The sequence below is a fragment of the Pseudomonas sp. 21LCFQ02 genome, from assembly GCF_024129895.2.
Taxonomy (GTDB): domain Bacteria; phylum Pseudomonadota; class Gammaproteobacteria; order Pseudomonadales; family Pseudomonadaceae; genus Aquipseudomonas.
Genome location: NZ_CM178749.1, coordinates 2,305,555 through 2,329,674, shown reverse-complemented (window position 1 = coordinate 2,329,674; position 24,120 = coordinate 2,305,555). Strand labels below are relative to the sequence as shown.

21 protein-coding genes are annotated in these 24,120 nt (G+C 60.7%); 13 read left to right on the top strand and 8 right to left on the bottom strand.

What is annotated here, in order from left to right; genetic code table 11:
- Positions 1 to 6 precede the first annotated feature (6 nt).
- Complete coding sequence (locus tag NJC40_RS10560) at positions 7 to 204, top strand: hypothetical protein (RefSeq protein ID WP_045494267.1); 198 nt, start codon at positions 7 to 9, stop codon at positions 202 to 204.
- Between the two features lie 195 nt (positions 205 to 399).
- Here the strand turns inward: NJC40_RS10560 and NJC40_RS10555 are convergent, their stop codons facing one another.
- Positions 400 to 603, bottom strand: a complete 204-nt coding sequence (locus NJC40_RS10555; RefSeq protein WP_253142200.1) for a hypothetical protein — start codon at positions 601 to 603, stop codon at positions 400 to 402.
- A gap of 126 nt (positions 604 to 729) precedes the next feature.
- Positions 730 to 945, bottom strand: a complete 216-nt coding sequence (locus tag NJC40_RS10550; protein WP_045487498.1) for a PLD nuclease N-terminal domain-containing protein — start codon at positions 943 to 945, stop codon at positions 730 to 732.
- Between the two features lie 243 nt (positions 946 to 1,188).
- Between NJC40_RS10550 and NJC40_RS10545 the strand changes: the two genes are divergently transcribed.
- The gene (locus tag NJC40_RS10545; RefSeq protein ID WP_045494264.1) at positions 1,189 to 1,548 is read left to right on the top strand and encodes a type II toxin-antitoxin system RelE/ParE family toxin; all 360 of its coding nucleotides are present in this window, start codon (positions 1,189 to 1,191) and stop codon (positions 1,546 to 1,548) included.
- 2 nt (positions 1,549 to 1,550) lie between these two features.
- Entirely contained in the window at positions 1,551 to 1,874 is a 324-nt protein-coding gene (locus NJC40_RS10540; protein ID WP_045487495.1) for an XRE family transcriptional regulator, read from the top strand.
- 423 nt (positions 1,875 to 2,297) lie between these two features.
- Here NJC40_RS10540 and garD read toward each other — a convergent pair whose 3' ends face one another.
- From garD to NJC40_RS10510, 6 genes are all read right to left on the bottom strand, one after another.
- Positions 2,298 to 3,851 (bottom strand): galactarate dehydratase, encoded by a 1,554-nt coding sequence (garD, locus tag NJC40_RS10535; RefSeq protein ID WP_045487492.1) that lies wholly within the window; start codon positions 3,849 to 3,851, stop codon positions 2,298 to 2,300.
- Positions 3,852 to 3,862: 11 nt separating this feature from the next.
- Positions 3,863 to 5,248, bottom strand: a complete 1,386-nt coding sequence (locus NJC40_RS10530) for an MFS transporter (RefSeq protein ID WP_253142199.1) — start codon at positions 5,246 to 5,248, stop codon at positions 3,863 to 3,865.
- A 164-nt stretch (positions 5,249 to 5,412) separates the two neighbouring features.
- Complete coding sequence (gene kdgD, locus NJC40_RS10525) at positions 5,413 to 6,324, bottom strand: 5-dehydro-4-deoxyglucarate dehydratase (RefSeq protein WP_045494261.1); 912 nt, start codon at positions 6,322 to 6,324, stop codon at positions 5,413 to 5,415.
- A gap of 334 nt (positions 6,325 to 6,658) precedes the next feature.
- Positions 6,659 to 7,408 (bottom strand): FadR/GntR family transcriptional regulator, encoded by a 750-nt coding sequence (locus NJC40_RS10520; RefSeq protein ID WP_045487486.1) that lies wholly within the window; start codon positions 7,406 to 7,408, stop codon positions 6,659 to 6,661.
- A gap of 197 nt (positions 7,409 to 7,605) precedes the next feature.
- Positions 7,606 to 8,175: a response regulator transcription factor gene (locus NJC40_RS10515; RefSeq protein WP_045487484.1), complete on the bottom strand. Its 570-nt coding sequence runs from the start codon at positions 8,173 to 8,175 to the stop codon at positions 7,606 to 7,608.
- Positions 8,172 to 9,431 carry an ATP-binding protein gene (locus NJC40_RS10510; RefSeq protein ID WP_045487481.1) on the bottom strand — a complete coding sequence of 420 codons (1,260 nt, stop codon included), beginning with the start codon at positions 9,429 to 9,431 and terminating at the stop codon, positions 8,172 to 8,174. The genes NJC40_RS10515 and NJC40_RS10510 overlap by 4 nt, the downstream gene beginning before the upstream one ends.
- Before the next feature lie 210 nt (positions 9,432 to 9,641).
- Here NJC40_RS10510 and NJC40_RS10505 point away from each other — a divergent pair, with 210 nt between their 5' ends.
- The 10 genes from NJC40_RS10505 to NJC40_RS10460 all read left to right on the top strand — a co-directional run bounded on the left by NJC40_RS10505 (position 9,642) and on the right by NJC40_RS10460 (position 23,744).
- Positions 9,642 to 10,358, top strand: coding sequence for an SIMPL domain-containing protein (locus NJC40_RS10505; protein ID WP_253142198.1), 717 nt, complete (start codon positions 9,642 to 9,644; stop codon positions 10,356 to 10,358).
- 217 nt (positions 10,359 to 10,575) lie between these two features.
- Complete coding sequence (locus NJC40_RS10500) at positions 10,576 to 12,738, top strand: HET-C-related protein (RefSeq protein ID WP_253142197.1); 2,163 nt, start codon at positions 10,576 to 10,578, stop codon at positions 12,736 to 12,738.
- 76 nt (positions 12,739 to 12,814) lie between these two features.
- Positions 12,815 to 14,416 carry an ABC transporter substrate-binding protein gene (locus tag NJC40_RS10495; protein ID WP_253142196.1) on the top strand — a complete coding sequence of 534 codons (1,602 nt, stop codon included), beginning with the start codon at positions 12,815 to 12,817 and terminating at the stop codon, positions 14,414 to 14,416.
- A gap of 264 nt (positions 14,417 to 14,680) precedes the next feature.
- Positions 14,681 to 16,303, top strand: a complete 1,623-nt coding sequence (locus NJC40_RS10490; RefSeq protein ID WP_045487477.1) for an ABC transporter substrate-binding protein — start codon at positions 14,681 to 14,683, stop codon at positions 16,301 to 16,303.
- Between the two features lie 241 nt (positions 16,304 to 16,544).
- Positions 16,545 to 18,143: an ABC transporter substrate-binding protein gene (locus NJC40_RS10485; RefSeq protein WP_253142195.1), complete on the top strand. Its 1,599-nt coding sequence runs from the start codon at positions 16,545 to 16,547 to the stop codon at positions 18,141 to 18,143.
- A 27-nt stretch (positions 18,144 to 18,170) separates the two neighbouring features.
- A complete protein-coding gene (locus NJC40_RS10480) occupies positions 18,171 to 19,766 on the top strand; it encodes an ABC transporter substrate-binding protein (protein WP_253142194.1) in 1,596 nt (531 codons plus the stop codon).
- Positions 19,767 to 19,840: 74 nt separating this feature from the next.
- Positions 19,841 to 20,851 carry an ABC transporter permease subunit gene (locus NJC40_RS10475; protein WP_045487471.1) on the top strand — a complete coding sequence of 337 codons (1,011 nt, stop codon included), beginning with the start codon at positions 19,841 to 19,843 and terminating at the stop codon, positions 20,849 to 20,851.
- Between the two features lie 10 nt (positions 20,852 to 20,861).
- Positions 20,862 to 21,791: an ABC transporter permease subunit gene (locus NJC40_RS10470; protein ID WP_253114887.1), complete on the top strand. Its 930-nt coding sequence runs from the start codon at positions 20,862 to 20,864 to the stop codon at positions 21,789 to 21,791.
- A gap of 10 nt (positions 21,792 to 21,801) precedes the next feature.
- Positions 21,802 to 22,770, top strand: a complete 969-nt coding sequence (locus NJC40_RS10465) for an ABC transporter ATP-binding protein (protein ID WP_253142193.1) — start codon at positions 21,802 to 21,804, stop codon at positions 22,768 to 22,770.
- Positions 22,770 to 23,744, top strand: a complete 975-nt coding sequence (locus NJC40_RS10460; RefSeq protein ID WP_253142192.1) for a peptide ABC transporter ATP-binding protein — start codon at positions 22,770 to 22,772, stop codon at positions 23,742 to 23,744. Before NJC40_RS10465 ends, NJC40_RS10460 begins: the two co-directional genes overlap by 1 nt.
- Positions 23,745 to 24,120 lie beyond the last annotated feature (376 nt).

Here is a 24,120-nt window from a genome sequence, read left to right as displayed (position 1 = left end):
TGCGTCATGCTTATCCAGATAGAAGAAGGGATCAGTGCTTCAGAGTGGATCGTGAAACTCGACGACTACCCGGTGATTTGCCGAAGTCGCCAAGAGGCCGATGAATTCGCTGAACGGATGCAGACCCGGCTGGCGGCCCCCCATCCCCTGCCAGGCCCGCCCCGGCCTGCGGCAGACGAGTCGCTCAGCCCAACCGCCCATTGAGCGGCCGTTACAGGCTCAACATCGAAGCGTGAACATCGCGGCCAAAAGGCCCGCTGGTAACTTGCATTTCCCCTACATCCATTTCACATCCTCTTCACGTCCGGGGTCTTACAGTTACATCACTCCTTTGATGAATCCCCTTGGCTCGCCGTTTGGCGGGCCATTTTTTTGCCTGCCCGCTTTTCATTCGGCGGCTCAATGAGCCGTGACACTCGCAGGCGCAGTGCTCACCGCAGCGGTGACTGGCCCGCCAAGCACGGGGCCTGGCTGCAACTGGGCCAGCCGCTCGCTGCTGGTGCCATTGACCACCTTGCTGCTCCATTGCCCCGCCACGCTGGCAAGCCAGGCGAACAGGAACAGAAGCACAAGCTGCAACGTCCATTTGGCGACAGTCGACATGGTTAATCCTCCAGGCTGTTTTCGATGGGGGGATCTAACCATTGCTGTGTTGCAGAGGCATTGCAGCGAGCACTGCAACGCAGGGCCGGGGGCTGCAGCACGGAGCCACCCGGCGGGGGGAAAGCCTCAGTAGCGCGCGGCGTCCGAGGCGTGGCGTGGGCCGGCGACGATCCAGGCCAGTACCCCGATAATCGGCACAGCGACGATACCGATGATCCACATGGCTTTGTTGGATGAGTTGGTCTGGCTTTTGCGGACCCGCAGTACGGCCCACAGGTCGGCCAGAATAATGACTGCGACCAGCAGGGCGCTTGTCCACAAGCCCATTTCTGATAATGGCATCTGAAACCTCCCGACGTTTGTTGTCTGCGGCGCCCTTGTGGCCCCCTTGCAATAGAAGAGGGTATCGAGCGTCGTAAAGTTCAGATTAGTAGAAGAATCGGGCTTTCCAGTGGTCGCCGATCCCGTAGGAGCGGCTTTAGCCGCGAATGACTTGGTGCAGAGTAAGAGTCGTGCTGGAATTAAGATCGCTCAAGCTCATCCGCGAGGTTGCGAGCATTCCTTCAAAGGAATAATATGCCTTCCATGGAATGGAACGTTGAATACACCGATGAATTTGAAGCCTGGTGGAATGATCTGGTCGAGTCGTGCCAGGAAGACGTCAGTGCTTACGTCAACCTGCTCATGGAAAAGGGGCCCCAATTGCCATTTCCATTCTGCAGTGGCATCCACGGCTCCCGTCACGAGCACATGCGTGAATTGAGAGTGCAAAGCAGCGGAAAACCTGTCCGGGTTTTCTATGCGTTCGATCCCAGGCGATCAGCCATTTTACTCATTGGTGGCGATAAAACCGGGGATGGCCGATTTTATGAAAAGATGGTGCCGATCGCTGATGCACTCTACGAAACCCACCTTGAAGAATTGAACAAAGAGCGGAGGGACTAACGATGTCGGGTAAAAAATCTTTTTCGTCCTTGCAGAAGAATATGTCTGAAGCCTCGCAGGCTCGCGTCGCAGAGAAGACCGAGGTATTGCGTATGCAGATGGACCTTTCAGAGCTGCGCAGAGCGCGCAGGCTGTCTCAGGAGTCGCTAGCCCAGAGCCTTCATGTCAACCAGGCCAGTGTCGCCAAGATGGAAAAACGCACCGACATGTATATCAGTTCACTGCGCCGGTTCATTCAAGCCATGGGCGGCGAGCTTGAAGTAACTGCCAGGTTTCCTGATCACTCTGTGCGTATTAATCAGTTCTCTGAACTGGATGCAGTTTGATTGATGCCCCTCGCGGTTCTGGAAAGATCAGCGCCGCCAAGAGGGCTTTTATTGTGCGGCTGTAGTTCGGGCGCCGTCCTGACCGGCGGGCCACCTGGGATCGCTGTAGGTGCGGCCGGCGATCCGCTTTAACCGCGAAGATCTTTCGGTTTATGCAAGAACTGTTGCCGCGGTTGACCGGACTGCAGGGTCCGCCCCGACGGGCGTCGCGTTCGGCGGCACCTGTGCCATCTCGGTTCGAAGAGCAAAAGCAAAGCAAAATCACGATCAACGGCAACGGCTATATAGCATTGATTCCGTTGAGTTGGCCTGCATGCGGGCTTGCAGAGGGCGCCAGGTCGTGGCGAACACAGCGAGGGGAGAAGCTGACGAGGTGTGCCAGCCCGTGATACAGCACGGGCCGGCACGCTCGGTAAGGCAGGATCAGGTCACTGGAGCGGGGTTGAACAGCGCCAGGTCGTTGTGCAACCGGTAGTGTTCGGTCCAGGTTTTTTTCTTGCCGCTGGCCACGTCCAGGTAGTAGTGGAACAGCTCCCAGCCCAGGTCTTCGATGCTCGCCCGACCGGTGGCGATACGCCCAGCATCGACGTCGATCAGGTCCGGCCAGCGGTGTGCCAGCTCGGTGCGGGTCGAAACCTTGACCACCGGTGCCATGGCCAGCCCGTAGGGCGTGCCGCGGCCAGTGGTGAACACGTGCAGGTTCATCCCGGCTGCCAGTTGCAAGGTGCCGCAGATGAAGTCGCTGGCCGGGGTGGCGCAGAAGATCAGCCCCTTGCCTTTGACCCGCTCGCCAGGGCCCAGTACGCCGTTGATGGCGCTGTTGCCGGATTTGACGATCGAGCCCAGCGATTTCTCGACAATGTTCGACAGCCCGCCCTTCTTGTTGCCCGGCGTGGTGTTGGCGCTGCGGTCAGCCTCGCCCTTGGCCAGATAACGGTCGTACCAGTCCATCTCGCGCACCAGCTCACTCGCGACCTGCTGGTCCTGAGCACGGGAGGTGAGCAGGTAGATCGCGTCACGAACTTCGGTAACTTCCGAGAACATCACCGTGGCGCCGGCCCGCAGCAGCAGGTCGGAAGCGTAGCCCAGGGCCGGATTGGCGGTAATGCCCGAGAAGGCGTCACTGCCACCGCACTGCATGCCCAGAATCAGCTCGGAAGCCGGCACGGTCTCGCGACGGCGCAGGTCAAGCTTCTTCAGTCGCACTTCGGCCAGGTCCATGATCTGTTCGACCATTTCATTGAAGCCGTTGCCAGCATCCTGCAGGCGATACAGCCATTCGTCGCTCAGGTCCACCGACGGATCGTCTTCATGCATCACCTGACCGGCCTGGAGCTTTTCGCAGCCCAGGCTGATCACCAGGGCTTCACCGCCCAGGTTCGGGTTGCGGGCCAGATTGCGCACGGTGCGAATCGGGATGTACGCATCGGTGGCGGAGATCGCCACGCCACACCCATAGGTGTGGGTCAGGGCGATCACGTCATCGACGTTGGGATACTTGGGCAGCAACTCGTCGCGAATGCGCTTGACCGCATGGCCAAGCACGCCCGCCACGCACTGCACCGTGGTGGTAATGCCAAGGATGTTGCGAGTGCCGACGGTGCCGTCGGCATTGCGATAGCCCTCGAAGGTGTAGCCTTCCAGCGGCGCCTCCTTCTCGGGGACTGCGTCGGACATCGGCAGGCTGTCCAGTTCAGGCGCTGCCGGCATGCGCAACAGATCTTCCCTGACCCAACTGCCGCGTGGAATCGGCTGCAAGGCGTAACCGATGGTCTGGCCGTAACGGACTACGGCGTCACCTTCGGCCAGATCAACGGTATTGATCTTGTGGCTCTGTGGAACGTTGTCCACAGTTTCCAGGCCATCATCGAATCGGGTGCCCGCAGGCACACCCTGGTCATTGACCACCACGACCACGTTATCCAGCGGATGCAGCCGGATAGAACGCGGAGAATCGGCATGTTGAATCAGGTTCATCACGGTTTTCCTCAGGATTTGGCTTGGGAAAGGTCGCTGCCAGGTTCGCTCAGCGATGCCCCCTTGGTTGGGGGTTCTTTCAATTCCACACGCTTGATCTCACCCACCACAAACAGATAGCTGAATACCGCTATCAGTGCGTTGGCACCGACATACACCAGCGCCCATTTGAACGAGCCGGTGCTGCTGATGATGTAGCCAATCACGATTGGCGTAGTGATCGAAGCAATGTTACCGAAGGTGTTGAACAGGCCACCACTGAGACCGGCGATCTGTTTTGGCGATACGTCGGACATGACTGCCCAACCCAGTGCGCCAATGCCTTTACCAAAGAATGCCAGGGCCATGAAGCCCACGACCATCCACTCCAGGTCGACATAGTTGCAGGTGACGATACTGGTCGACAGCATCAGGCCACAGATGATCGGTGCCTTGCGGGCGAAGGTCAGGGTGTGACCGCGACGCAGCAGCCAGTCGGAGATCACCCCGCCCAGTACCCCACCGATGAAGCCGCAGATGGCCGGCAAGGAGGCGATGATGCCGGCCTTGAGGATGGTCATGCCGCGCTCCTGAACCAGGTACACCGGGAACCAGGTCAGGAAGAAGTAGGTGATGGCGTTGATGCAGTACTGGCTCAGATAGATGCCCAGCATCATGCGGTTGGTCAGCAACTGACGGATGTAGTCCCACTTGGGACCGCTGGCAGCCTTGCCCCCGGTTTTGTCCTTGGCCTTCTCGTCCAGGTCGACCATGCCGCCGTTGCTGGCGATGTGCTCGAGTTCGGCTTCGTTGATCATCGGATGCTGGCGTGGGCTGTAGATCACTTTCAGCCAGATACCGGAGAAGATGATACCGGCCGCGCCCATCACGACAAACACGTGCTGCCAGCCGAAGCGGTAGACGATCCAGCCCATCAGCGGAGCGAACAGTACAGTGGCGAAGTATTGCGCCGAGTTGAAGATCGCCGAGGCGGTGCCGCGCTCGGAGGTCGGGAACCAGGCCGCAACGATACGCGCGTTACCGGGGAACGACGGTGCTTCGGCCAGGCCGACCAGGAAGCGCAGCATGAACAGCGCAACCACGGCAGTGGACATGCCGAATTCGCCGACATAGCCCTGCAGCAGGGTGAACAGCGACCAGGTGAAAATACTCAAGGCATAGACTTTCTTCGAGCCGAAACGGTCGAGCAGCCAGCCACCGGGAATCTGGCCAGCCACGTAGGCCCAGCCGAATGCGGAGAAGATATAACCGAGGGTTACGGCATCGATGCCGAGGTCTTTTTGCAGGCTTGAACCTGCGATAGCGATGGTGGCGCGGTCAGCGTAGTTGATCGTGGTAACCAGAAACAGCATCAACAGGATCAAATAGCGGACGTGCGTCGGCTTGGACTTTTGCATTTGGTAGAACTCCCACTCATTATTTTTTTTACGCGGGTTAATGCTGATTTTGGTGTAGCGCTACAGGCCCCTTGGAAACACCGGTGGCGACGGCGTTTTCCACCTGCAGGTCGTGCAACGACAAAGACCGCGGAGCGAACTCAGCGGCCTTTGTGCGGTGTTACTTATTGCTTGCCTTGCTTGTCCATCAGCGCAGCGAGCATGTCCACTTCTTCGTTGGTCAGGTCGGTCAATGGCGCGCGAACCGGACCTGCATCGTAGCCAGCGATCTTGGCACCGGCCTTGACGATGCTCACCGCGTAGCCGGCTTTACGGTTACGGATGTCCAGGTAAGGCAGGAAGAAGTCGTCGATGTACTTGCCGACTGCTTCGTGGTCGTCACGAGCGATGGCGTGGTAGAAGTCCATGGCCAGCTTCGGTACGAAGTTGAAAACCGCCGAGGAGTAGACCGGTACGCCCAGTGCCTTGTAGGCAGCGGCGTAGACTTCAGCGGTCGGCAGGCCACCCAGGTACGAGAAGCGGTCGCCCAGACGGCGGCGGATCGAAACCATCAGCTCGATGTCACCCAGGCCGTCCTTGTAGCCGATCAGGTTAGGGCAGCGCTCAGCCAGTTTTTCCAGCAGTGGTGCGGTCAGGCGGCAAACGTTGCGGTTGTAGACAACCACGCCGATCTTGACCGACTTACATACCGCTTCAACGTGAGCGGCAACGCCGTCCTGGCTGGCTTCGGTCAGGTAGTGCGGCAGCAGCAGCAGACCTTTGGCACCCAGGCGCTCGGCTTCTTGAGCCATTTCAATGGCCTGACGGGTCGGGCCACCCACGCCGGCCAGGATTGGCACGCTTTTCTCGCAGGTATCAACGGCAGTCTTGATGATCTGCGAGTATTCGCCGGACGACAGCGAGAAGAACTCACCGGTACCGCCAGCGGCGAACAGGGCGCTGGCGCCGTACGGGGCCAGCCACTCCAGACGCTTGATGTAGCCTTCGCGATGGAAATCGCCTTGAGCGTTGAAGTCAGTGACAGGGAACGACAGAAGACCGTGGGAGAGGATGGACTTGAGTTCTTGTGGATTCATTATTCGAACACCCTGGGGGACATGAATGAAAAAAATCATCAGCTCCGTGCTGATGTCGTAGGTCATCGTACAACTGAACTTGAAATGTCACAACAGGGATTTGCAGATTTTTCTTACGAGCCCCTTTTTTTGCCTTCAAACCCTTTGGCTATAAGGGATTGATCAGAAAATCAAGAGCGACCATAGTCATACGATCACCCTATATCACAGGCGCGAATAGCTTGCCCGATCAGGCGACAGGAGGTCTGGAGAGGCTTCAGGCGGGGGGGTGCAGGACAAACTGCAGAAGGTGTAGCGTGCCCGGCGGGAGAAACCCGCCAGGCAGTGCAAACGCTCAGGCGCTCTGCGAGGCGGCTTCTTCGTGGGCCTGGCGCAGGCGCTCACGACTGTTGGTCAGATGCAGGCGCATCGCGGCGCGGGCCGCGTCGGCATCCTGGCGCGCGATGGCGTCGTAGATTTCTTCGTGCTCACGGCTCAGGCGCACCATATAGTGCTGCTGGTCATCATGGGCCAGACGCGCCGAGTTCAGCCGGGTGCGCGGAATGATACTGGCGCCCAGGTGAGTCATGATGTCGGTGAAATAGCGGTTGCCGGTCGCCAGGGCAATCTGCAGATGGAACTGGAAGTCCATGGCCACCGCATCGCTGGCGTGCGCGGCGCTCTCGTTCAAGGCATCGAGGGCCTGGCGCATCAGTTGCAGTTGCTCATCGGTGCGCCGCTGCGCCGCCAGGCCTGCGGTTTCGACTTCCAGGCTGATGCGCAATTCCAGAATCGCCAGCACGTCACGCAAGGTGACGATAGTCGCCGGATCGATGCGAAAACCGCTGGTACTCGGCACGTCGAGCACGAAGGTACCGATACCGTGACGGGTTTCCACCAGACCGGAAGCCTGCAGGCGGGAAATCGCTTCGCGCACCACGGTGCGGCTGACGCCCTGCTCTTCCATGATGGCCGATTCGGTGGGCAGCTTGTCCCCGCGCTTGAGCTGGCCGCTGCGAATACGCTCGGACAGCTCGGCAACCAATTCCTGAGCAAGACTGCGATGCCTGCGCCGTGCGCGGGGTTGCTCGCTTTGAGTATCCATATCCAACGTGGGTTTCCAGGTATGTTATGACGCACAATCATAGCGCAGCGCTTGTACGATCACACCCCATGATACCGAGGGTGTGAGCCCCATCTGCCCATTGGTCATGGGCCGCACGCCACACAATGCGTCGCAGATTGTTGCGCTGGCGCTCAAGGCCGGGCCTTTGAGCCGTTAGCCGATGTCGCCGGCAATGCTCAGCGACGCACCGGACGCTTCTGCAATTTGCGCTGCAAGGTACGCCGGTGCATGCCCAGCGCACGGGCGGTTGCCGAAATATTGCCCTCATGCTCGGTCAGCACCCGCTGGATGTGCTCCCACTGCAGACGGTCGACCGACATCGGGTTTTCCGGCACCAGGTTGTCGAGGTTGGCATGTTCCGACAGCAATGCTGCCAGCACATCATCAGCATCGGCCGGCTTGCACAGGTAGTTGCAGGCGCCGCGTTTGATGGCTTCGACAGCGGTGGCGATGCTCGAATAGCCGGTCAGGATCACCACCCGCATGTCCGGGTCCATTTCCAGTAGCTTGGGCAGCAGTACCAGGCCCGAGTCACCGTCCATTTTCAGGTCCAGCGCGGCGTATTCAGGAATATCCTGCTGCGCAAGGATCAGGCCTTCTTCGGCTGAGCCTGCGGTGCTGACCCGAAAGCCACGGCGGGTCATTGCCCGGGCCATGACCCGGGTAAACGTCGCATCGTCATCGACCAGCAACAGGTGCGGCAGTTCTTCGCCATCGGCCTGTTCGGTCAGGTTCTCTTCACTCATGCTTGTTCTCCTTTCTTGTCACGGGGCAGGCGCAACTCGGTGAGCGTGCCGCCTTCTTCATGACGATAGAGCCTGACCGAGCCACCCGCCCGGGTGACGCTGGCCTTGCTCAGAAAAAGACCCAGGCCGAAGCCTTTGCCTTTGGTGGTGAAAAACGGTTTGCCAATTTGCTCGGCAATCGCGGCAGGCACACCCGGCCCCTGGTCGCGAATCCTGATAAAGACCTCGGCACTGTCCCAGTCGAGACTCACCTGCAGATTCTCGGCGCAGGCATCGGCGGCGTTATTGAGCAGGTTAAGCAACGCCTGGGTCAGGTCCGGCGGCGGTGCCAGCATCGGCACACTGCCCTGCCCCAGTTGCTGGAAACGGTAGCTGACCTCAGGGCGCATCAGGTGCCAGCGGTTCAGTGACTCGTCCAGCCAGCGTGATGCGGTCTGGTACTGCACGGCCATGCGCCGGTTGGCTTCTGCGGCACGAACCAGCTGTTGCAAGGTGTGCTTGCACTGCCCGACCTGTTCCTGAAGCACCGCAAGGTCTTCTTGCAGCCCCGGGTCCTTGTGGTCCTGGCGCATTTCATTGAGCAACACGCTCATGGTTGCCAGCGGCGTGCCCAACTCATGGGCCGCGCCGGCTGCCTGGGTTGCCACCGCCAGCAGTTGCTCGTCGCGCAGGCCCTCTTCGCGGCGCTCGGCGCGCAGCTGTTCCTGACGCCGCAGTTCTTCGGCCATCCGCGCGGCAAAAAAGGTAATCACCCCGGCGGCAAGCACAAAGCTCAGCCACATGCCGTAGATCTGCATGTTTTCCTTGGCGATCGGGTAAGTCTCCAGCGGGTAGACCTGGGCCAGCAACCAGGTATACAGCGCCAGCGCAATCCCGGAGAGAATCAGCGAGTAGCGCCATGGCAGGGTGACTGCGGCGATGGTCAAGGGCACCAGGTAATAAGACACGAACGGGTTGGTCGAGCCACCGGAGTAATACAACAGGGCGCTGTGGATGATCAGGTCCAGGGCCAGTTGCACGGCATATTCCTGTTCGCTGACCAGCCACGGCGTGCGCAGGCGCAGCGCCGTCAGGGCGCAGAGGATCGCCGAACAGCCGAGGGTGATCGACAGCGGCAGCCACGGCAGCGGCAACACCTCAAACAACCAGGCAATGCCCACCGAGCCTGCCTGGGCAGCCAGGACCAGCACACGAATAAAGGTCAGACGCCACAGGTTTTGCCGGGTGGCTGAAAGCATTTGAACGGGGACGAGCATGAGCTCTCCTGCTGAGCGCACCGGGCGCGGATGAATCACAATGAGTATAACCAAGCACAGGTCAAAACCGGCAATCATGCGGCAATGCGCCACAGATACAATCGCTGCAATGAATTGTTCAGCCACACTGCCGGAACCGGCCCCGCAGCCCATAGTCTGATTGCCCATGCCGAACGACAACCGTCGCAGGCCATTCAACAAGGAGTTCCCATGCTTAAACTTCGCCCTGCCGCCGCCCTGCTGGCCCTGAGCACCGCCGTGCTGGCCAGCGTCCCGGCGCTTGCCGATGAGCCGCGCTACAACCAGGTTTCGCTGCGCGCCGAAGTCGACAAGGAAGTGGCCCGCGACCTGATGGAGGTCACCCTGTACACCGAAGCCCAGGACCGTGATCCTGGCAAACTCGCCGCGCAGGTCAGCGAAGCCCTCAACAAGGCTATCGGCCAGGCTCGTCAGGTCAAGGAAATCGAGGTCCGCCAGGGCAGCCGCAACAGCTCGCCGATCTACGACGACAAAGGCCAGAAAATCACCGGCTGGCGCGAGCGTGCCGAGATTCGCCTGGAAAGCGCCGACTTCACCGCATTGTCAAAACTCACCGGCGAGCTGCTCACCGATCTGAAAATGGGCGGCATGGAGTTCTCGATTTCTTCGCCAACCCGCAAAACCAGCGAAGACGCCCTGCTCAAAGATGCCGTGGCCGCGTTCAAGGCCCGCGCCCAACTGGTCACTGAAGCCATGGGCGGCCAAGGCTACAAAGTGGTCAGCCTGAACCTCAATACCTCAGGTTATCCACAACCCTACCTGCGCTCGCCGGCACCCATGATGATGAAAGCCGACCGTGCCGAAGCGTCGGTCACCCCGGATATCGAAGCCGGCACCTCGAAGGTCACCGTCGCCGCAGACGGAGTGATCGAGGTGCAGATCCCCTGAAACCTGCTGCCTTGCCCGCGATGCCTGATCGCGGGCGAGGCTGTTTGTGCTGAACGGCCCTGCCTGACGCTTTCTGCCTGCCACACCAGCCAACACCCCGCGCCGGCGCCTAAAAATCCCACAGCCTGCGTATAGCGCGTCCGATTTTGCATTCCTGATCAAACCGTACACTCGGTCCTTGCAAACACTCATTGACAGTTGTTCAAGGAATCAAGGAATGAATCCTCTTATCTCGGCTACCCGGCCCCATCACTCGCGCCACCAGAGCCTGCTGGCCAAGGGCAGGCCGCAGCCCCAGCATCGCCAGCGCGTGCCGTCGGGCGTGCTGCACAGCCGCTTCGCTCTGGAGCAATTAACCGAGCTGGCCATGCGTTGCCAGACGCCAGAGTTCGTCATGCTGCTGGCGCCGGTGTTCGGCCTGGATCTGCCGCCCCAGGTCTATTTGAGACTACAGACCGCCTTGCAAGATAAAGAGATCAGTGCGCCGCGCTGCCAGATCGTCGCTGACGGCTTCTACCCGGCCGAATACGACAGCCAGCAGCGCACGGTGCGCTTGCACAGCGCAGCGCTTGACTATGTACAGGCCAATCCGCAGGCGGCCTGGGAACTGCTGGAAATTCTCCTGCATGAGTTCGGCCATCATCTCGACACGCTGTTGCGCGAAGACCTGAGCATCAATGGCCCGGTGCATCGCGATGCACCGAGCGAAGAAGGCGGCCGCTACGCACTGCGCATGGCCAGGGCGGGGTGGTCTGGCGCGCAGCCGGTACTGCTGGCCAGCTACCAGGACAACAACGGCCAGCCCGTCAGCCTGCACATCGACGCGCAACAGGCCCTCAAGCAGATCCTGTCCAGCGAGTCGCTCATCGGGCGCAATACCGGTAAAGCGAGCAACGAGCATCACGAGCAGTTCGAAGCCACCGGTGAGCAAGACGGCAAGTTCAGCCACGAGCGTATCGAAAGGCGCTTGCTGAAACTGGGTTTGTCTGAACACGAGCGGCAGACCATTTACTTCGGTAACTGGCTGCGTGACTACTCGCAGTTGCTGGACCCCAAGCTGGTAAGCGGCCCCGGCATGGCCAAGGCCTTTCCTAAACTACTGTCGCGCCAAGCGCTGACCGAGATTGTCGATATCCTCGCCACCCGCCGGTTTGCCGAAGCACGCCTGCGCGACCCGGACAGCTTCAAAGTCACCGCGCAACGGCTCGGGGTTTATCGGCCCAGCGAACACATCGACAACCCCAGGGTCGAGACGGCGGCGTTCGATCTGACTGAACGCGACGCGGACTTCGAGCCGTGGGTACTGGCCGGCGACCCGGCCCTGCAGGTTGATTTCGCCACGTCAATGAAAGGCTATATCCAGCGCTCGATCGACTATATGCAGGACGAGCTGCGCGCAGCCATGCAGCACGGCCGTACACCCGAGGGGCTAAGGCGCTTCGGTGCAGCGCTGCATGTGCTGGAAGACTTTTTCGCTCACTCCAACTTCATCGAACTGGGGCTGACCAAGCTCGGCTATCCGGTGCTGGCCTGGACCTCACCGGTCGACTGCAAGTGGCAGCTACCGCTGGTCACCGGCCGCTTTGCCGGCGCCGATGTGATCGCCAGCCTGGCCCAACCGGTGGCCAGGCTAATCGCCCCGGACGAGAACTGGCAGTTCAATCCGGACAAACCAGGCGAGTTGAGCGACACCGACCGCATGCTGCTGGTGTTGCTCAATGAACACCGTGACACCAGCCTGCTAAGCGCCTACGAGAACTGGATCGAGGCCCGCGACGTATTGCGCGAAAACAGACTGGTGCAGCTACTCAAGCTCAAGGCCTGGGCCCAGACCGCCCCGCTGCGGTTGGTCAGTAACGCCTGGAATGAGGTGCAGCGCGGCGTCCTGAGCCTGCTTGGCAGCCATGTCGACGATGCCCAGACCTTGTTTGACGGCGACCCCAACAGTAACGGTTCCAGCGACCCGACCCACTCGCAACTGGCCAAGGACCATGCCGAACACCCCCTGCATGAGCCCGCCGGGCTGCTGGCCTCGCAAGCCGTCGGCCAGGTGGCGCAAGCCATGATCGACCACTGGAGCGGTCAGCCTGGTGAGGACCCGCTGCACCTGGCAGCCAGCTTCTTCTGCCACGCCCGTGACAGCGACTGGCAGGACGAACTGCTCGCCGAATGGGCGATCAGTAACCCGCATCAGATCGAGCGCGCCAGTTCGCTTACGGAACTGCAAACCCTGCAAGAGCAATTGCACAGCCAACTCGCCCAGACCTTGCACAATTTCGAACAGCAAAGCCGCTCGACCTGGGATTACCTGAAGGGGCTGTTCGAACACCTGCTGGGCGATCTGATCAGCCTGGACACTGCGGAATCCGCAGACTTGTAGGAAAAGTCGCCAGTGGGGCATGCTGCGGCAACTCTGACTGCCGCCTTAGCGTGGGGATTTAATGAAAAGCGACCTGATGGAAAAGACCGTCTTCAAACCCTTGCTGTTGACTGCTGCACTGCTGGCCTGCGCGCCGCTGGCGCAGGCCGCGACCACCCTGGTGTATTGCTCCGAAGCCAGCCCGGCCGGCTTCGACCCGAGCCAGTACACCAGCGGTACCGACTTCGATGCCTCTGCCGAAACCGTCTTCAACCGCCTGACCCAGTTCAAGCGTGGCGGCACTGAAGTCGAACCGGGCCTGGCCACTGAGTGGCAGATAGCCGCCGACGGCCTGAGCTACACCTTCACGTTGCGCAAGGGGGTGAAGTTTCATACCACCGAGTTCTTCACTCCAAGCCGTGACTTCAACGCCGACGACGTGCTGTTCACCTTCAACCGCCTGCTCGACCCCAACCAGCCGTTTCGCAAAGCTTACCCGTCCGAGTCGCCGTATTTCACCGACATGGGCCTGAACACCACCATCAAAAGCATTGAAAAGCTCGACGAGCAGACCGTGCGTTTCAACCTGAACAACGTCGATGCGGCGTTCGTGCAGAACCTGGCCATGAGCTTTGCCTCGATCCAGTCTGCCGAATACGCCGAGCAGTTGCTCAAGCAGGGCAAGGCGGCCGACCTGAACCAGAAGCCGGTGGGTACCGGACCATTCGTACTCAAGCGCTACCAGAAAGATTCACAGATCCGTTACGTCGCCAACAAGGATTACTGGAAGCCTGAGGATGTGAAGATCGACAATCTGATTTTCTCGATCAACACCGATGCTGCGGTGCGCCTGCAAAAGCTCAAGGCCGGCGAATGCCATGTCAGCGGTTACCCGCGCCCGCAGGATATCGAAGAAGTCGAAAAGGACCCGCGCCTGAAGGTGCTCAGCCAGCCAGGCTTCAACCTGGGCTTTATCGCCTATAACGTGACCCACCCGCCGCTGGATCAACTCAAGGTCCGCCAGGCACTGGACATGGCCATCGACAAGCCGGCGATCATCAACGCGGTGTACCGCAGCGCCGGGCAACTGGCACAGAACGCCTTGCCGCCGGGCCAGTGGGGCTTTGATCCGAATATCAAGGACGCCCCGCACGACCCGGAGAAAGCCCGCCAGTTGCTCAAGGAGGCCGGGGTCGCGCCAGGCACGCAGATCAACCTGTGGGCGATGACCGTACAGCGCGCCTCCAACCCCAACGCACGGTTGTCAGCGCAAATGATCCAGGCCGACTGGGACAAGATCGGCATCAAGGCCAATATCGTCAGCTATGAGTGGGGCGAGTACATCAAGCGCGCCAAAGCCGGTGAACATGATGTGATGATCTACGGCTGGACCGGTGACAACGGTGATCCGGATAACTGGCTTGGCGTGCTGTACAGCTGCGCAGCGGTCAAGGGCAGCAACTACGCCAAATGGTGTGACCCGGCCTATGACAAGCTGGTGCAACAGGCCAAGGTCACCAGCAACCGCGATGAGCGGATCAAGCTGTATCAGCAGGCCCAGCAGATTCTCAAGACCCAGGTGCCGATCACCCCGATTGCCAACTCAAAGGTGTTTCAGCCAATGCGCAAAGAGGTTCAGGACTTCAAGATCAGCCCCTTCGGCCTGACGCCTTTTTATGGCGTCAGCCTGAGCAAGTAACCTGCTAGTAACAAACCGCTTCAGGCGGGTGCATCTTACCCACCCGCCTGACGCATTTTGACGCAGAAAACGATGGCAAAGTGCCAACTCAAACGATCAAACGCTGCCGTTTGATTCATTTTTGCGACATTCCTGTACGATCGTTCCACATTTATTCCCTCCTCACCGAGCTGTTTCTGGATTCGGGTATATACCCTGCATATCACCTGACAAGGTTGGCTCATGAGGCTGACCACATTCCAATGACAATAACTTGAGGCCACCATGCTCAAAACTGCGGTCATTCCGTTTTTCGTCAGTGCCAGCCTGCTGGCGGCTACCCCTTACGCCCACGCGGCAGGCAATCTGGTGTTCTGCTCTGAAGGCAGCCCGGCAGGGTTTGACCCCGCGCAATACGTGGCCGGCACCGACTTCGACGCCAGCGCCGAAACCATCTTCAACCGCCTGACCCAGTTCGAGCGTGGCAGCACCGCCGTGGTGCCGGGTCTGGCCACCCGCTGGGACATCGCCCCGGACCTGCTGAGCTACACTTTCCACCTGCGTGAAGGCGTGAAGTTCCATACCACCCCGTGGTTCAAGCCCAGCCGTAACTTCAACGCCGATGACGTGCTGTTCACCTTCAACCGCATGATCGACAAGGACCAGCCGTTCCGTAAGGCCTACCCAACCGAGTTTCCGTATTTCACCGACATGGGTATGGACAGCAACATCAAGCAGATCGAAAAGCTCGATGAATACACGGTGAAGTTCACCCTCAACAGCGTCGACGCCGCGTTCATCCAGAACCTGGCCATGAGCTTCGCCTCGATCCAGTCTGCAGAATACGCCGAACAACTGCTCAAACAGGGCAAGCCCGAAGACATCAACCAGAAGCCGGTGGGCACCGGGCCGTTCGTGTTCAAGAGCTACCAGAAGGACTCGAACATTCGCTATACCGGTAACAAGGAGTACTGGCACCCCGAAGACGTGCGGGTCGACAACCTGATCTTTGCCATCACCACCGACCCGTCGGTGCGCATGCAAAAGCTCAAGCGCAACGAATGCCAGGTCACTGCATATCCGCGCCCTGCCGATCTGGAATCGCTCAAGGCCGACAAGAACCTGCAAATGCCTGAGCAGGCCGGTTTCAACCTGGGCTATATCGCCTACAACGTTTCCGACAAGATCAAGGGCAGCGATGCTGCCAACCCGCTGGCCCAGTTGCAGGTCCGCCAGGCGCTGGACATGGCGGTCAACAAGCCGGCGATCATCAATGCGGTGTATCAGGGTGCCGGGCAACTGGCAGTCAACGCCATGCCGCCCACCCAGTGGTCCTATGACGACACCGTCAAGGACGCGCCTTACGACCTGGACAAAGCCAGGGCACTGCTCAAGCAAGCCGGTATCAAGGAAGGCACCGAGATCAGCCTGTGGGCCATGCCGGTGCAACGCCCCTACAACCCCAACGCACGGTTGATGGCCGAACTGATCCAGGCCGACTGGAAGAAGATCGGCATCAACGCCAAAATCGTCAGCTACGAGTGGGGTGAATACCTCAAACGCGCCAAGGCCGGCGAAATCGGTGCCATGCTGATTGGCTGGAGCGGCGACAACGGCGACCCGGACAACTGGCTCGGGACGCTGTTTGGCTGTGATGCGGTCAACGGCAACAACTATTCCAAGTGGTGCGATCAAGCGTTCGACAAATTGATCAAGCAGGCCAAGGCCACTCCTGGCCAGGACCAGCGCACCGTGCTGTACAAACAGGCGCAGCACCTGCTCAAAGACGCAGTCCCGCTGACCCCCATCGCCCACTCAACGGTCTACCAGCCCATGCGTGCCAATGTACTGGACTTCAAGATCAGTCCGTTCGGCCTGAACTCATTCTATGGGGTGGGCATCAAGTAGCCTGCTTTGATGCTTCGCTGCCTCAATACTTCGCTGCTAAAGCAGCTCCTACAGGCATGAGCCTGTAGGAGCTGCTGTAGGAGCCGCTTCAGCGGCGAACTCTCGGACTTTTCCTACGAAACATGAAGCCTTCTGACCGACATACCAGACGAATCGACTGACATACAGTGCAGAACCTGGCGAATCCGGGCACTCCCCGGCCTATGCCCGTTCCGTCTTGAGACCTGAAAAAGGGAAGATCATGCGCTCTACCATCGCAACGGCATCTCTATTGAGCCTGGCGCTGTTCACCGCCGCGCCTTATGCCCTGGCCGCCAACAGCCTGGTGTTCTGCTCCGAGGCCAGCCCGTCGGGCTTCGACACGGCGCAATACACCTCGGCCACCGATAACGATGCCGCCCAGCCGCTGTATAACCGGCTGGCCGAGTTCGAAAAAGGCGGCACAGTGGCCATCCCGGCGCTGGCCACTTCATGGGATGTATCGGCAGATGGCCTGGTTTATACCTTCCACCTGCGTGAAGGGGTGAAATTCCACAGCAACAAGGCCTTTACCCCCAGCCGCAACTTCAATGCCGACGACGTGCTGTTCACCTTCAACCGTATGCTCAACACCGAGCATCCGTTTCGCCTCGCCTACCCCACCGAGTTTCCGTACTTCACCGGCATGGGCATGGACAAGAAGATCCATTCGGTGACCAAGAGCGGGCCGATGACGGTTGTCTTCACTCTCAACAGTGTCGACGCGGCCTTTATTCAGAACCTGGCGATGAGCTTCGCCTCGATCCTGTCAGCCGAATACGCCGAGCAGCTGATGGCCGCAGGCAAGGCGCGGGATATCAACCAGCAGCCGATCGGCACCGGCCCGTATATCTTCCAGCGCTACCAGAAAGACGCGCAGATTCGTTACAAGGGCAACCCCGACTATTGGGCGCCGGAACAGGTCAAGCTGGATCAGTTGATCTTCGCCATCAACACCGACGCCTCGGTACGCCTGCAAAAGCTGCGCAAGAACGAATGCCAGGTCACCCTGCATCCACGGCCTGCCGATGTACCGGGGCTCAAGGCCGATCCACAGCTGCAGGTGATCGAAAGCCCCGGCTACAACCTGGGCTACATCAGCTACAACGTGCGCCATGCGCCGCTGGACAAGCTGGCAGTGCGCCAGGCACTGGACATGGCGGTCAACAAGCAGGCGATCATCGATGCGGTGTATCAGGGTGCCGGGCAAAAAGCCGTCAACGGCATGCCGCCTTCGCAGTGGTCCTACGACAGCAGTATTCAGGACGCGCCCTATAACCCCGACAAGGCCCGCGAACTGCTGCGCGCCGCCGGGGTCAAGGAAGGAACGGAGTTGACCCTGTGGGCCATGCCGGTGCAGCGCCCGTATAACCCCAACGCCCGGTTGATGGCCGAGATGCTGCAGGCCGACTGGGCCAAGATCGGGATCAAGGCGCGTATCGTCAGCTATGAATGGGGCGAGTACCTGAAACGCAGCAAGAACGGCGAGCACGACATCTCGCTGATCGGCTGGACCGGCGACAACGGCGATCCGGACAACTGGCTGGGCACCCTTTACAGCTGCGCGGCAATCGGTGGCAACAACTACTCGATGTGGTGTGACGAACAGTACGACCGGCTGATCAAGTCAGCCATCGCCAGCACCGACCGGGAACTGCGCAGCGGGCTGTATCAACAGGCGCAGCGTTACCTCAAGCAACAGGTGCCGATCACCCCGATTGCCCACTCGACCGTCAGCCAGCCGCTGCGCGCCGACGTTCAGGGTTTCAAGGTCAGCCCGTTCGGCCGTAACGACTTTTCCGGGGTGAGCATTGTCGATTAACTGCTGCAGAGCACAGGAGTGCAGCCATTGAAACTGACTTTCAGCCACTGGCCGCTGGTTCTGGCGCTGTCAGCCGCCAGCCTGGCGGTGCAGGCCAAGCCGTTGGTGGTGTGTACGGAAGCCAGCCCGGAAGGTTTCGACATCGTGCAATACACCACCGCAGTGACCGCGGATGCTTCGGCCGAAACCATCCTCGAACGGCTGGTGGCTTTTAAACCGGGCAGCACCGACCCGCAGCCTGGCCTGGCCGAACGCTGGGAGATCAGCGAGGACGGCCTGCAGTACACCTTTCATCTGCGTCGCGGGGTGAAATTTCACAGCACCGATGACTTCAAGCCAAGCCGTGAAATGAACGCCGATGACGTGATATGGAGCTTTAAGCGCCAGCTCGACCCGGCCCACCCCTGGCACAAACTGTCGTCGGTGGGCTTTGCGTATTTCGAGAGCATGGGGTTTCGCGCCCTGCTCAAGGCCGTCGAAAAGCTGGACGAACACACGGTGCGCTTCACCCTGAGCCGCGCTGAAGCGCCTTTTCTACGTGACCTGGCGATGCCCTTCACCTCGGTCTATTCCGCCGAATACGCCGGGCAATTGCTGCAACAGGGCGAGCCGGAACGCCTCAACAGCCAACCGGTGGGCACCGGCCCCTTTATCCTGACCCGCTACATCAAGGACGCCCAGGTACGCTTCAAGGCCAACCCGGATTACTGGAAAGGCCCGGTACCCAGCGAAGTTCTGGTGTTCGCCATCACCCTGGACAGCAATACCCGGCTGCAAAAACTCAAGGCCAACGAGTGCCAGGTGGCGGTCTACCCCAAGCCTGACGACATCGAAGTGATCAAGGCCGATCCGCAGTTGGCCATCGATGAAATGGAAGCCATGATGACCAGCTATGTGGCGCTCAACACCCGCAAACCCTGGCTCAGTGATGTCAGGGTGCGCCAGGCAATCAATCTTGCATTCGACAAACAGGCCTATCTCAAGGCATTGTTCGGGGATGGCAAGGCGACAGCAGGCAGCGGCCCTTATCCGCCGACCCTGTCAGGCTTCGATCATACGCAGCACAATCAGGCCCATGATCCGCAAAAAGCCCTGGCTTTGCTCAAACAAGCCGGGGTGCCGAAAGGCCAGGTACTGACCCTGTTCACCCGCAACGGTGGCGGGGTGACCAACCCCAATCCGTTGCTCGGCGCGCAGATGTTGCAGGCCGATCTGGCCAAGGTCGGCCTGAGCGTGGATATTCGCGTCATGGAGTGGGCCGAAATGCTGCGCCGGGCCAAACGCGGCGAGCACGATATGGTGTTCGCCGGCTGGGCAGGCGACAACGGCGACCCGGACAACTTCCTGACCCCCAACCTCGGTTGCGAGGCGGCAGGCAACGGCGAAAACTACGCCCGCTGGTGCAATCCCGAATTCGAGGCGGCCATCAGCCAGGCACGAGGCACCACCGAACCCTCTACTCGGGCGGCCCTCTATCAGAAAGCCCAGCAGGTTTTCATCCGGGAACAACCCTGGATCAGCCTCGCTTACCCGAAACTGTTCGTGGCCCGGCGACACAACGTCGAAGGCTTCGTTATCAGTCCGCTAACCAATAACAACTTCGCGACCACGAGCGTGAAGTAGACAACCACTCCGCCACACCCCGCACGGGGCAAGCGGCGGATTTGCCTGAACGGCCTAATGAGGAACATCGCAGAATGTTGAGTTTCATTGCCCGCCGGGTGGGGTTGCTGATCCCCACCTTTTTCGGGATTACCCTGCTCACCTTTGCCCTGATTCGCCTGATCCCCGGCGACCCGGTGGAGGTGATGATGGGCGAACGCCGGGTCGACCCCGAAATGCACGCCCAGGCCATGGAGCGCCTGGGTCTGAACAAACCGCTGCATGAGCAGTACGTCGATTACATCGCAAAACTCGCCCAGGGCGACCTCGGTGAATCGCTGCGCACCCGCGAAAGCGTCTGGAAAGAATTCCTCTCGCTATTCCCCGCCACCGTAGAGCTGGCCTTGGCCGCTCTGCTGTTTGCCGGGGTGCTGGGGCTGCTGGCCGGAGTGATCGCGGCGCTCAAGCGCGGCTCGCTGTTCGACCACGGGGTTATGGGCGTCTCGCTGGCCGGCTATTCGATGCCGATCTTCTGGTGGGGCCTGATCCTGATCATGTTCTTCTCGGTGACCCTGGGCTGGACCCCGGTCTCCGGACGCATCGATCTGCTTTACGACATCCCGCCCGTCACCGGCTTCATGCTGATCGACACCCTGCTCAGCGACGAACCGGGCTCGTTCCTCGATGCCCTGCACCACCTGATTCTGCCGGCCATCGTATTGGGCACCATCCCGCTGGCGGTGATCGCCCGGATGACCCGCTCCTCGATGCTCGAAGTGCTGCGTGAAGACTACGTACGCACGGCACGGGCCAAAGGCCTGTCGCCGGCACGAGTAGTGTTCGTCCACGGTCTGCGCAACGCGCTGATTCCGGTGCTCACCGTGTTCGGCCTGCAGGTCGGCGCGTTGCTGGCCGGCGCCGTGCTGACCGAAACCATCTTTTCCTGGCCGGGCATCGGCAAGTGGTTGATCGAGGCGATTGGCGCCCGTGACTACCCTGTCGTGCAGAACGGCATCCTGTTGATCGCCTGCCTGGTGATCCTGGTCAATTTCGTTGTGGATATTCTTTATGGCATCGCCAACCCGCGCATCCGTCACCAACGCTGAGATACCAGCCATGAGTGAAGAGCAAGCCAAGGGCGAACAAAGCAGCGCCCAAGCCGTCGATCAGAGCCTGTTCTACCCGTCGCCATTCAGGGAGTTCTGGCAGGCGTTCGCTAAAAACAAAGGCGCCGTGGCCGGCCTGGCGTTCATGCTGCTGATCATCTTTTGCGCCCTGTTCGCCCCGTGGGTCGCCCCCCATGACCCGAGCGAGCAATACCGCGACTTCCTGCTGACCCCGCCAGCCTGGCTGGAGGGTGGCCAGTGGCAGTTCATCCTCGGCACCGATGAGGTCGGCCGCGATCTGCTCTCGCGACTGATCCACGGTGCGCGACTGTCGCTGCTGATCGGCCTGTCGTCAGTGGTCATGTCGTTGATTCCCGGCATCCTGCTCGGCCTGCTGGCCGGGTTCTTCCCGCGCCTGATCGGCCCGTCGGTGATGCGTCTGATGGACGTGATGCTGGCCCTGCCCTCGCTGCTGCTGGCGGTGGCCATCGTCGCCATCCTCGGCCCTGGCCTGATCAACACCGTGATCGCGATTGCCATCGTCTCGCTGCCGTCCTACGTGCGCCTGACCCGCGCCGCCGTGATGGGCGAGCTGAACCGCGACTACGTCACCGCAGCAAGGCTGGCTGGCGCCACCCTGCCACGGCTGATGTTCGTCACCGTGCTGCCCAACTGCATGGCGCCGCTGATCGTGCAGGCGACCCTGAGCTTCTCCTCGGCGATTCTCGACGCCGCCGCACTGGGCTTCCTGGGCCTGGGTGTCCAGCCGCCCACCCCTGAGTGGGGCACCATGCTTGCCTCGGCACGGGACTATATCGAACGTGCCTGGTGGGTGGTCAGCCTGCCCGGCCTGACCATTTTGCTCAGCGTGCTGGCAATCAACCTGATGGGCGACGGCCTGCGCGACGCGCTGGACCCGAAACTCAAGAACGCCGCCTGAGGAACCTGCCATGTCACTGCTTGAAATCAATAATCTCAGCGTGCGCTTCGGCGATGCCAAAGCCGTCCCCGTGGTCGATGGCCTGTCGCTGAAAGTCGAAAAAGGTGAAGTGCTGGCCATCGTCGGTGAGTCCGGCTCGGGCAAATCGGTGACCATGATGGCCTTGATGGGCCTGATCGATCATCCCGGCATCATCCAGGCCGATGCGCTGCGTTTCGACGGTAACGAACTGCTCAAACTCAATGCCCGGCAACGACGCAAGATCATCGGCAAAGACCTGGCCATGGTGTTCCAGGACCCGATGACTGCACTCAACCCCAGCTACACCGTGGGTTACCAGATCATCGAAGTGCTGCGCCAGCACCTGGGTCTGTCCGGCAAGGCGGCGCGCCAGCGCGCCCTGGAGCTGCTGGAAAAGGTCGAGATTCCTGGCGCGGCTCAGCGGCTGGATGCTTATCCGCACCAATTGTCGGGCGGGATGAGCCAGCGGGTGGCGATTGCCATGGCGATTGCCGGTGAGCCCAAGCTGTTGATCGCCGACGAGCCCACCACCGCGCTGGACGTTACCATCCAGGCGCAGATCATGGACCTGCTGCTGAACCTGCAAAAAGAGCAGGACATGGCCCTGGTGCTGATCACCCACGACCTGGCAGTGGTGGCCGAAACCGCCCAGCGGGTCTGCGTGATGTATGCCGGGCAAGCCGTGGAAGTCGGCCAGGTGCCTGGCCTGTTCGACGTACCGGCCCACCCTTATAGCGAAGCGCTGCTGGCCGCCATCCCGGAGCACAGTCTGGGCGCCGAGCGCCTGGCGACCCTGCCGGGTCTGGTGCCGGGCCGCTACGACCGACCACTGGGCTGCCTGCTGTCACCGCGCTGCCCCTATGTGCGCGATAACTGCCATACCCAGCGCCCGGCCCTGGCCCCCAAGGCGCATAGCCTGGCACGCTGTTTCTATCCCTTGAATCAGGAGGTGGCGTAATGAGCGTCGTACTGACTGCCCGCGACCTGCACCGCCATTATGAAGTCTCCCAGGGGCTGTTCAAGGGCAGCGCCACCGTGCGCGCCCTTAACGGTGTGTCGTTCGAGCTGGAGGCCGGCAAGACCTTGGCGGTGGTCGGCGAATCGGGCTGTGGCAAGTCCACCCTGGCCCGGGCCCTGACCCTGATCGAGGAACCGTCAGCGGGCTCATTGCAGATTGCCGGTCGGGAAGTGACCGGGGCCAGCAAGGCGGACCGCAAGCAGTTGCGCCGCGATGTGCAGATGGTGTTCCAGAGCCCTTACGCGTCGCTCAACCCACGCCAGAAGATCGGTGACCAGCTTGGCGAGCCGCTGCTGATCAACACTAACCTGAGCCGCGCCGAACGCCGCGAGCGGGTGCAGGCGATGATGAGCCAGGTGGGGCTGCGCCCGGAGCATTATCAGCGCTACCCGCATATGTTCTCCGGTGGCCAGCGCCAGCGCATTGCCCTGGCCAGAGCGATGATGCTGCAACCGAAGGTGCTGGTGGCCGATGAGCCGACTTCGGCGCTGGACGTGTCGATCCAGGCACAAGTGTTGAACCTGTTCATGGATCTGCAGCAGCAGTTTCAGACCGCCTATGTGTTTATCTCGCACAACCTGTCGGTGGTCCGCCATGTGGCTGATTCGGTGCTGGTGATGTATCTGGGTCGGCCGGCGGAAATGGGGCCGAAAGAAGCGATCTACGAGCGGCCGCTGCACCCTTATACCCAGGCGCTGTTGTCGGCAACGCCGACGATTCATCCTGATCCGTTGAAGCCGAAGATCAAGATTGTGGGGGAACTGCCCAATCCGCTGAGCCCGCCGAGTGGCTGCGCGTTTCACAAGCGCTGCCCGTATGCGACGCAGCGTTGTGCCGAGGAGGTGCCGGCGTTGCGTGAGGTGGATCGACGGCAGGTGGCTTGTCACTATGCGGAGCAGTTTGTGGCGGCGTGACTTGGCGACGGGCCGCTTGTGGGCTCCGTAGGAGCGGCTTCAGCCGCGAAGCTCTTCCGATCGGTGCAAAGGTCTTTGCCGCAGTTGTCTGGGCTGCGGGTTTCGCCCCGACGGGCGACCCTATTTTGTGCTTGGCAACGTGCCCCGGGCAAAATAGGGGAAAACCGCTTGCTCCTGGTTTGGGTCCGCCCTGCGGGCAGACTTCCCTCAGTCCGGCGCCGATTCGGGGGCCGGCGCGATGGGCGTCCTGCCCAGCGCGCCTGCCCTCGGTTTCAAAATCAGCAGCATCCATGCTGATTTCTCCCCCAAATCGACGCCTACCTTCGGCCTGCACCCAAGTCGCGATTCGCGGCGTCTGTGCCATCTCGGCTCGAAG

What these genes read in the sequence shown, in the direction of transcription:
- NJC40_RS10560 (WP_045494267.1), top strand. Translation starts at nt 7, where the DNA reads ATGCTTATCCAGATAGAAGAAGGGATCAGTGCTTCAGAGTGGATCGTG.
- NJC40_RS10555 (WP_253142200.1), bottom strand. Translation starts at nt 603, where the DNA reads ATGTCGACTGTCGCCAAATGGACGTTGCAGCTTGTGCTTCTGTTCCTG.
- NJC40_RS10550 (WP_045487498.1), bottom strand. Translation starts at nt 945, where the DNA reads ATGCCATTATCAGAAATGGGCTTGTGGACAAGCGCCCTGCTGGTCGCA.
- NJC40_RS10545 (WP_045494264.1), top strand. Translation starts at nt 1,189, where the DNA reads ATGGAATGGAACGTTGAATACACCGATGAATTTGAAGCCTGGTGGAAT.
- NJC40_RS10540 (WP_045487495.1), top strand. Translation starts at nt 1,551, where the DNA reads ATGTCGGGTAAAAAATCTTTTTCGTCCTTGCAGAAGAATATGTCTGAA.
- garD (WP_045487492.1), bottom strand. Translation starts at nt 3,851, where the DNA reads ATGAACCTGATTCAACATGCCGATTCTCCGCGTTCTATCCGGCTGCAT.
- NJC40_RS10530 (WP_253142199.1), bottom strand. Translation starts at nt 5,248, where the DNA reads ATGCAAAAGTCCAAGCCGACGCACGTCCGCTATTTGATCCTGTTGATG.
- kdgD (WP_045494261.1), bottom strand. Translation starts at nt 6,324, where the DNA reads ATGAATCCACAAGAACTCAAGTCCATCCTCTCCCACGGTCTTCTGTCG.
- NJC40_RS10520 (WP_045487486.1), bottom strand. Translation starts at nt 7,408, where the DNA reads ATGGATACTCAAAGCGAGCAACCCCGCGCACGGCGCAGGCATCGCAGT.
- NJC40_RS10515 (WP_045487484.1), bottom strand. Translation starts at nt 8,175, where the DNA reads ATGAGTGAAGAGAACCTGACCGAACAGGCCGATGGCGAAGAACTGCCG.
- NJC40_RS10510 (WP_045487481.1), bottom strand. Translation starts at nt 9,431, where the DNA reads ATGCTCGTCCCCGTTCAAATGCTTTCAGCCACCCGGCAAAACCTGTGG.
- NJC40_RS10505 (WP_253142198.1), top strand. Translation starts at nt 9,642, where the DNA reads ATGCTTAAACTTCGCCCTGCCGCCGCCCTGCTGGCCCTGAGCACCGCC.
- NJC40_RS10500 (WP_253142197.1), top strand. Translation starts at nt 10,576, where the DNA reads ATGAATCCTCTTATCTCGGCTACCCGGCCCCATCACTCGCGCCACCAG.
- NJC40_RS10495 (WP_253142196.1), top strand. Translation starts at nt 12,815, where the DNA reads ATGGAAAAGACCGTCTTCAAACCCTTGCTGTTGACTGCTGCACTGCTG.
- NJC40_RS10490 (WP_045487477.1), top strand. Translation starts at nt 14,681, where the DNA reads ATGCTCAAAACTGCGGTCATTCCGTTTTTCGTCAGTGCCAGCCTGCTG.
- NJC40_RS10485 (WP_253142195.1), top strand. Translation starts at nt 16,545, where the DNA reads ATGCGCTCTACCATCGCAACGGCATCTCTATTGAGCCTGGCGCTGTTC.
- NJC40_RS10475 (WP_045487471.1), top strand. Translation starts at nt 19,841, where the DNA reads ATGTTGAGTTTCATTGCCCGCCGGGTGGGGTTGCTGATCCCCACCTTT.
- NJC40_RS10470 (WP_253114887.1), top strand. Translation starts at nt 20,862, where the DNA reads ATGAGTGAAGAGCAAGCCAAGGGCGAACAAAGCAGCGCCCAAGCCGTC.
- NJC40_RS10465 (WP_253142193.1), top strand. Translation starts at nt 21,802, where the DNA reads ATGTCACTGCTTGAAATCAATAATCTCAGCGTGCGCTTCGGCGATGCC.
- NJC40_RS10460 (WP_253142192.1), top strand. Translation starts at nt 22,770, where the DNA reads ATGAGCGTCGTACTGACTGCCCGCGACCTGCACCGCCATTATGAAGTC.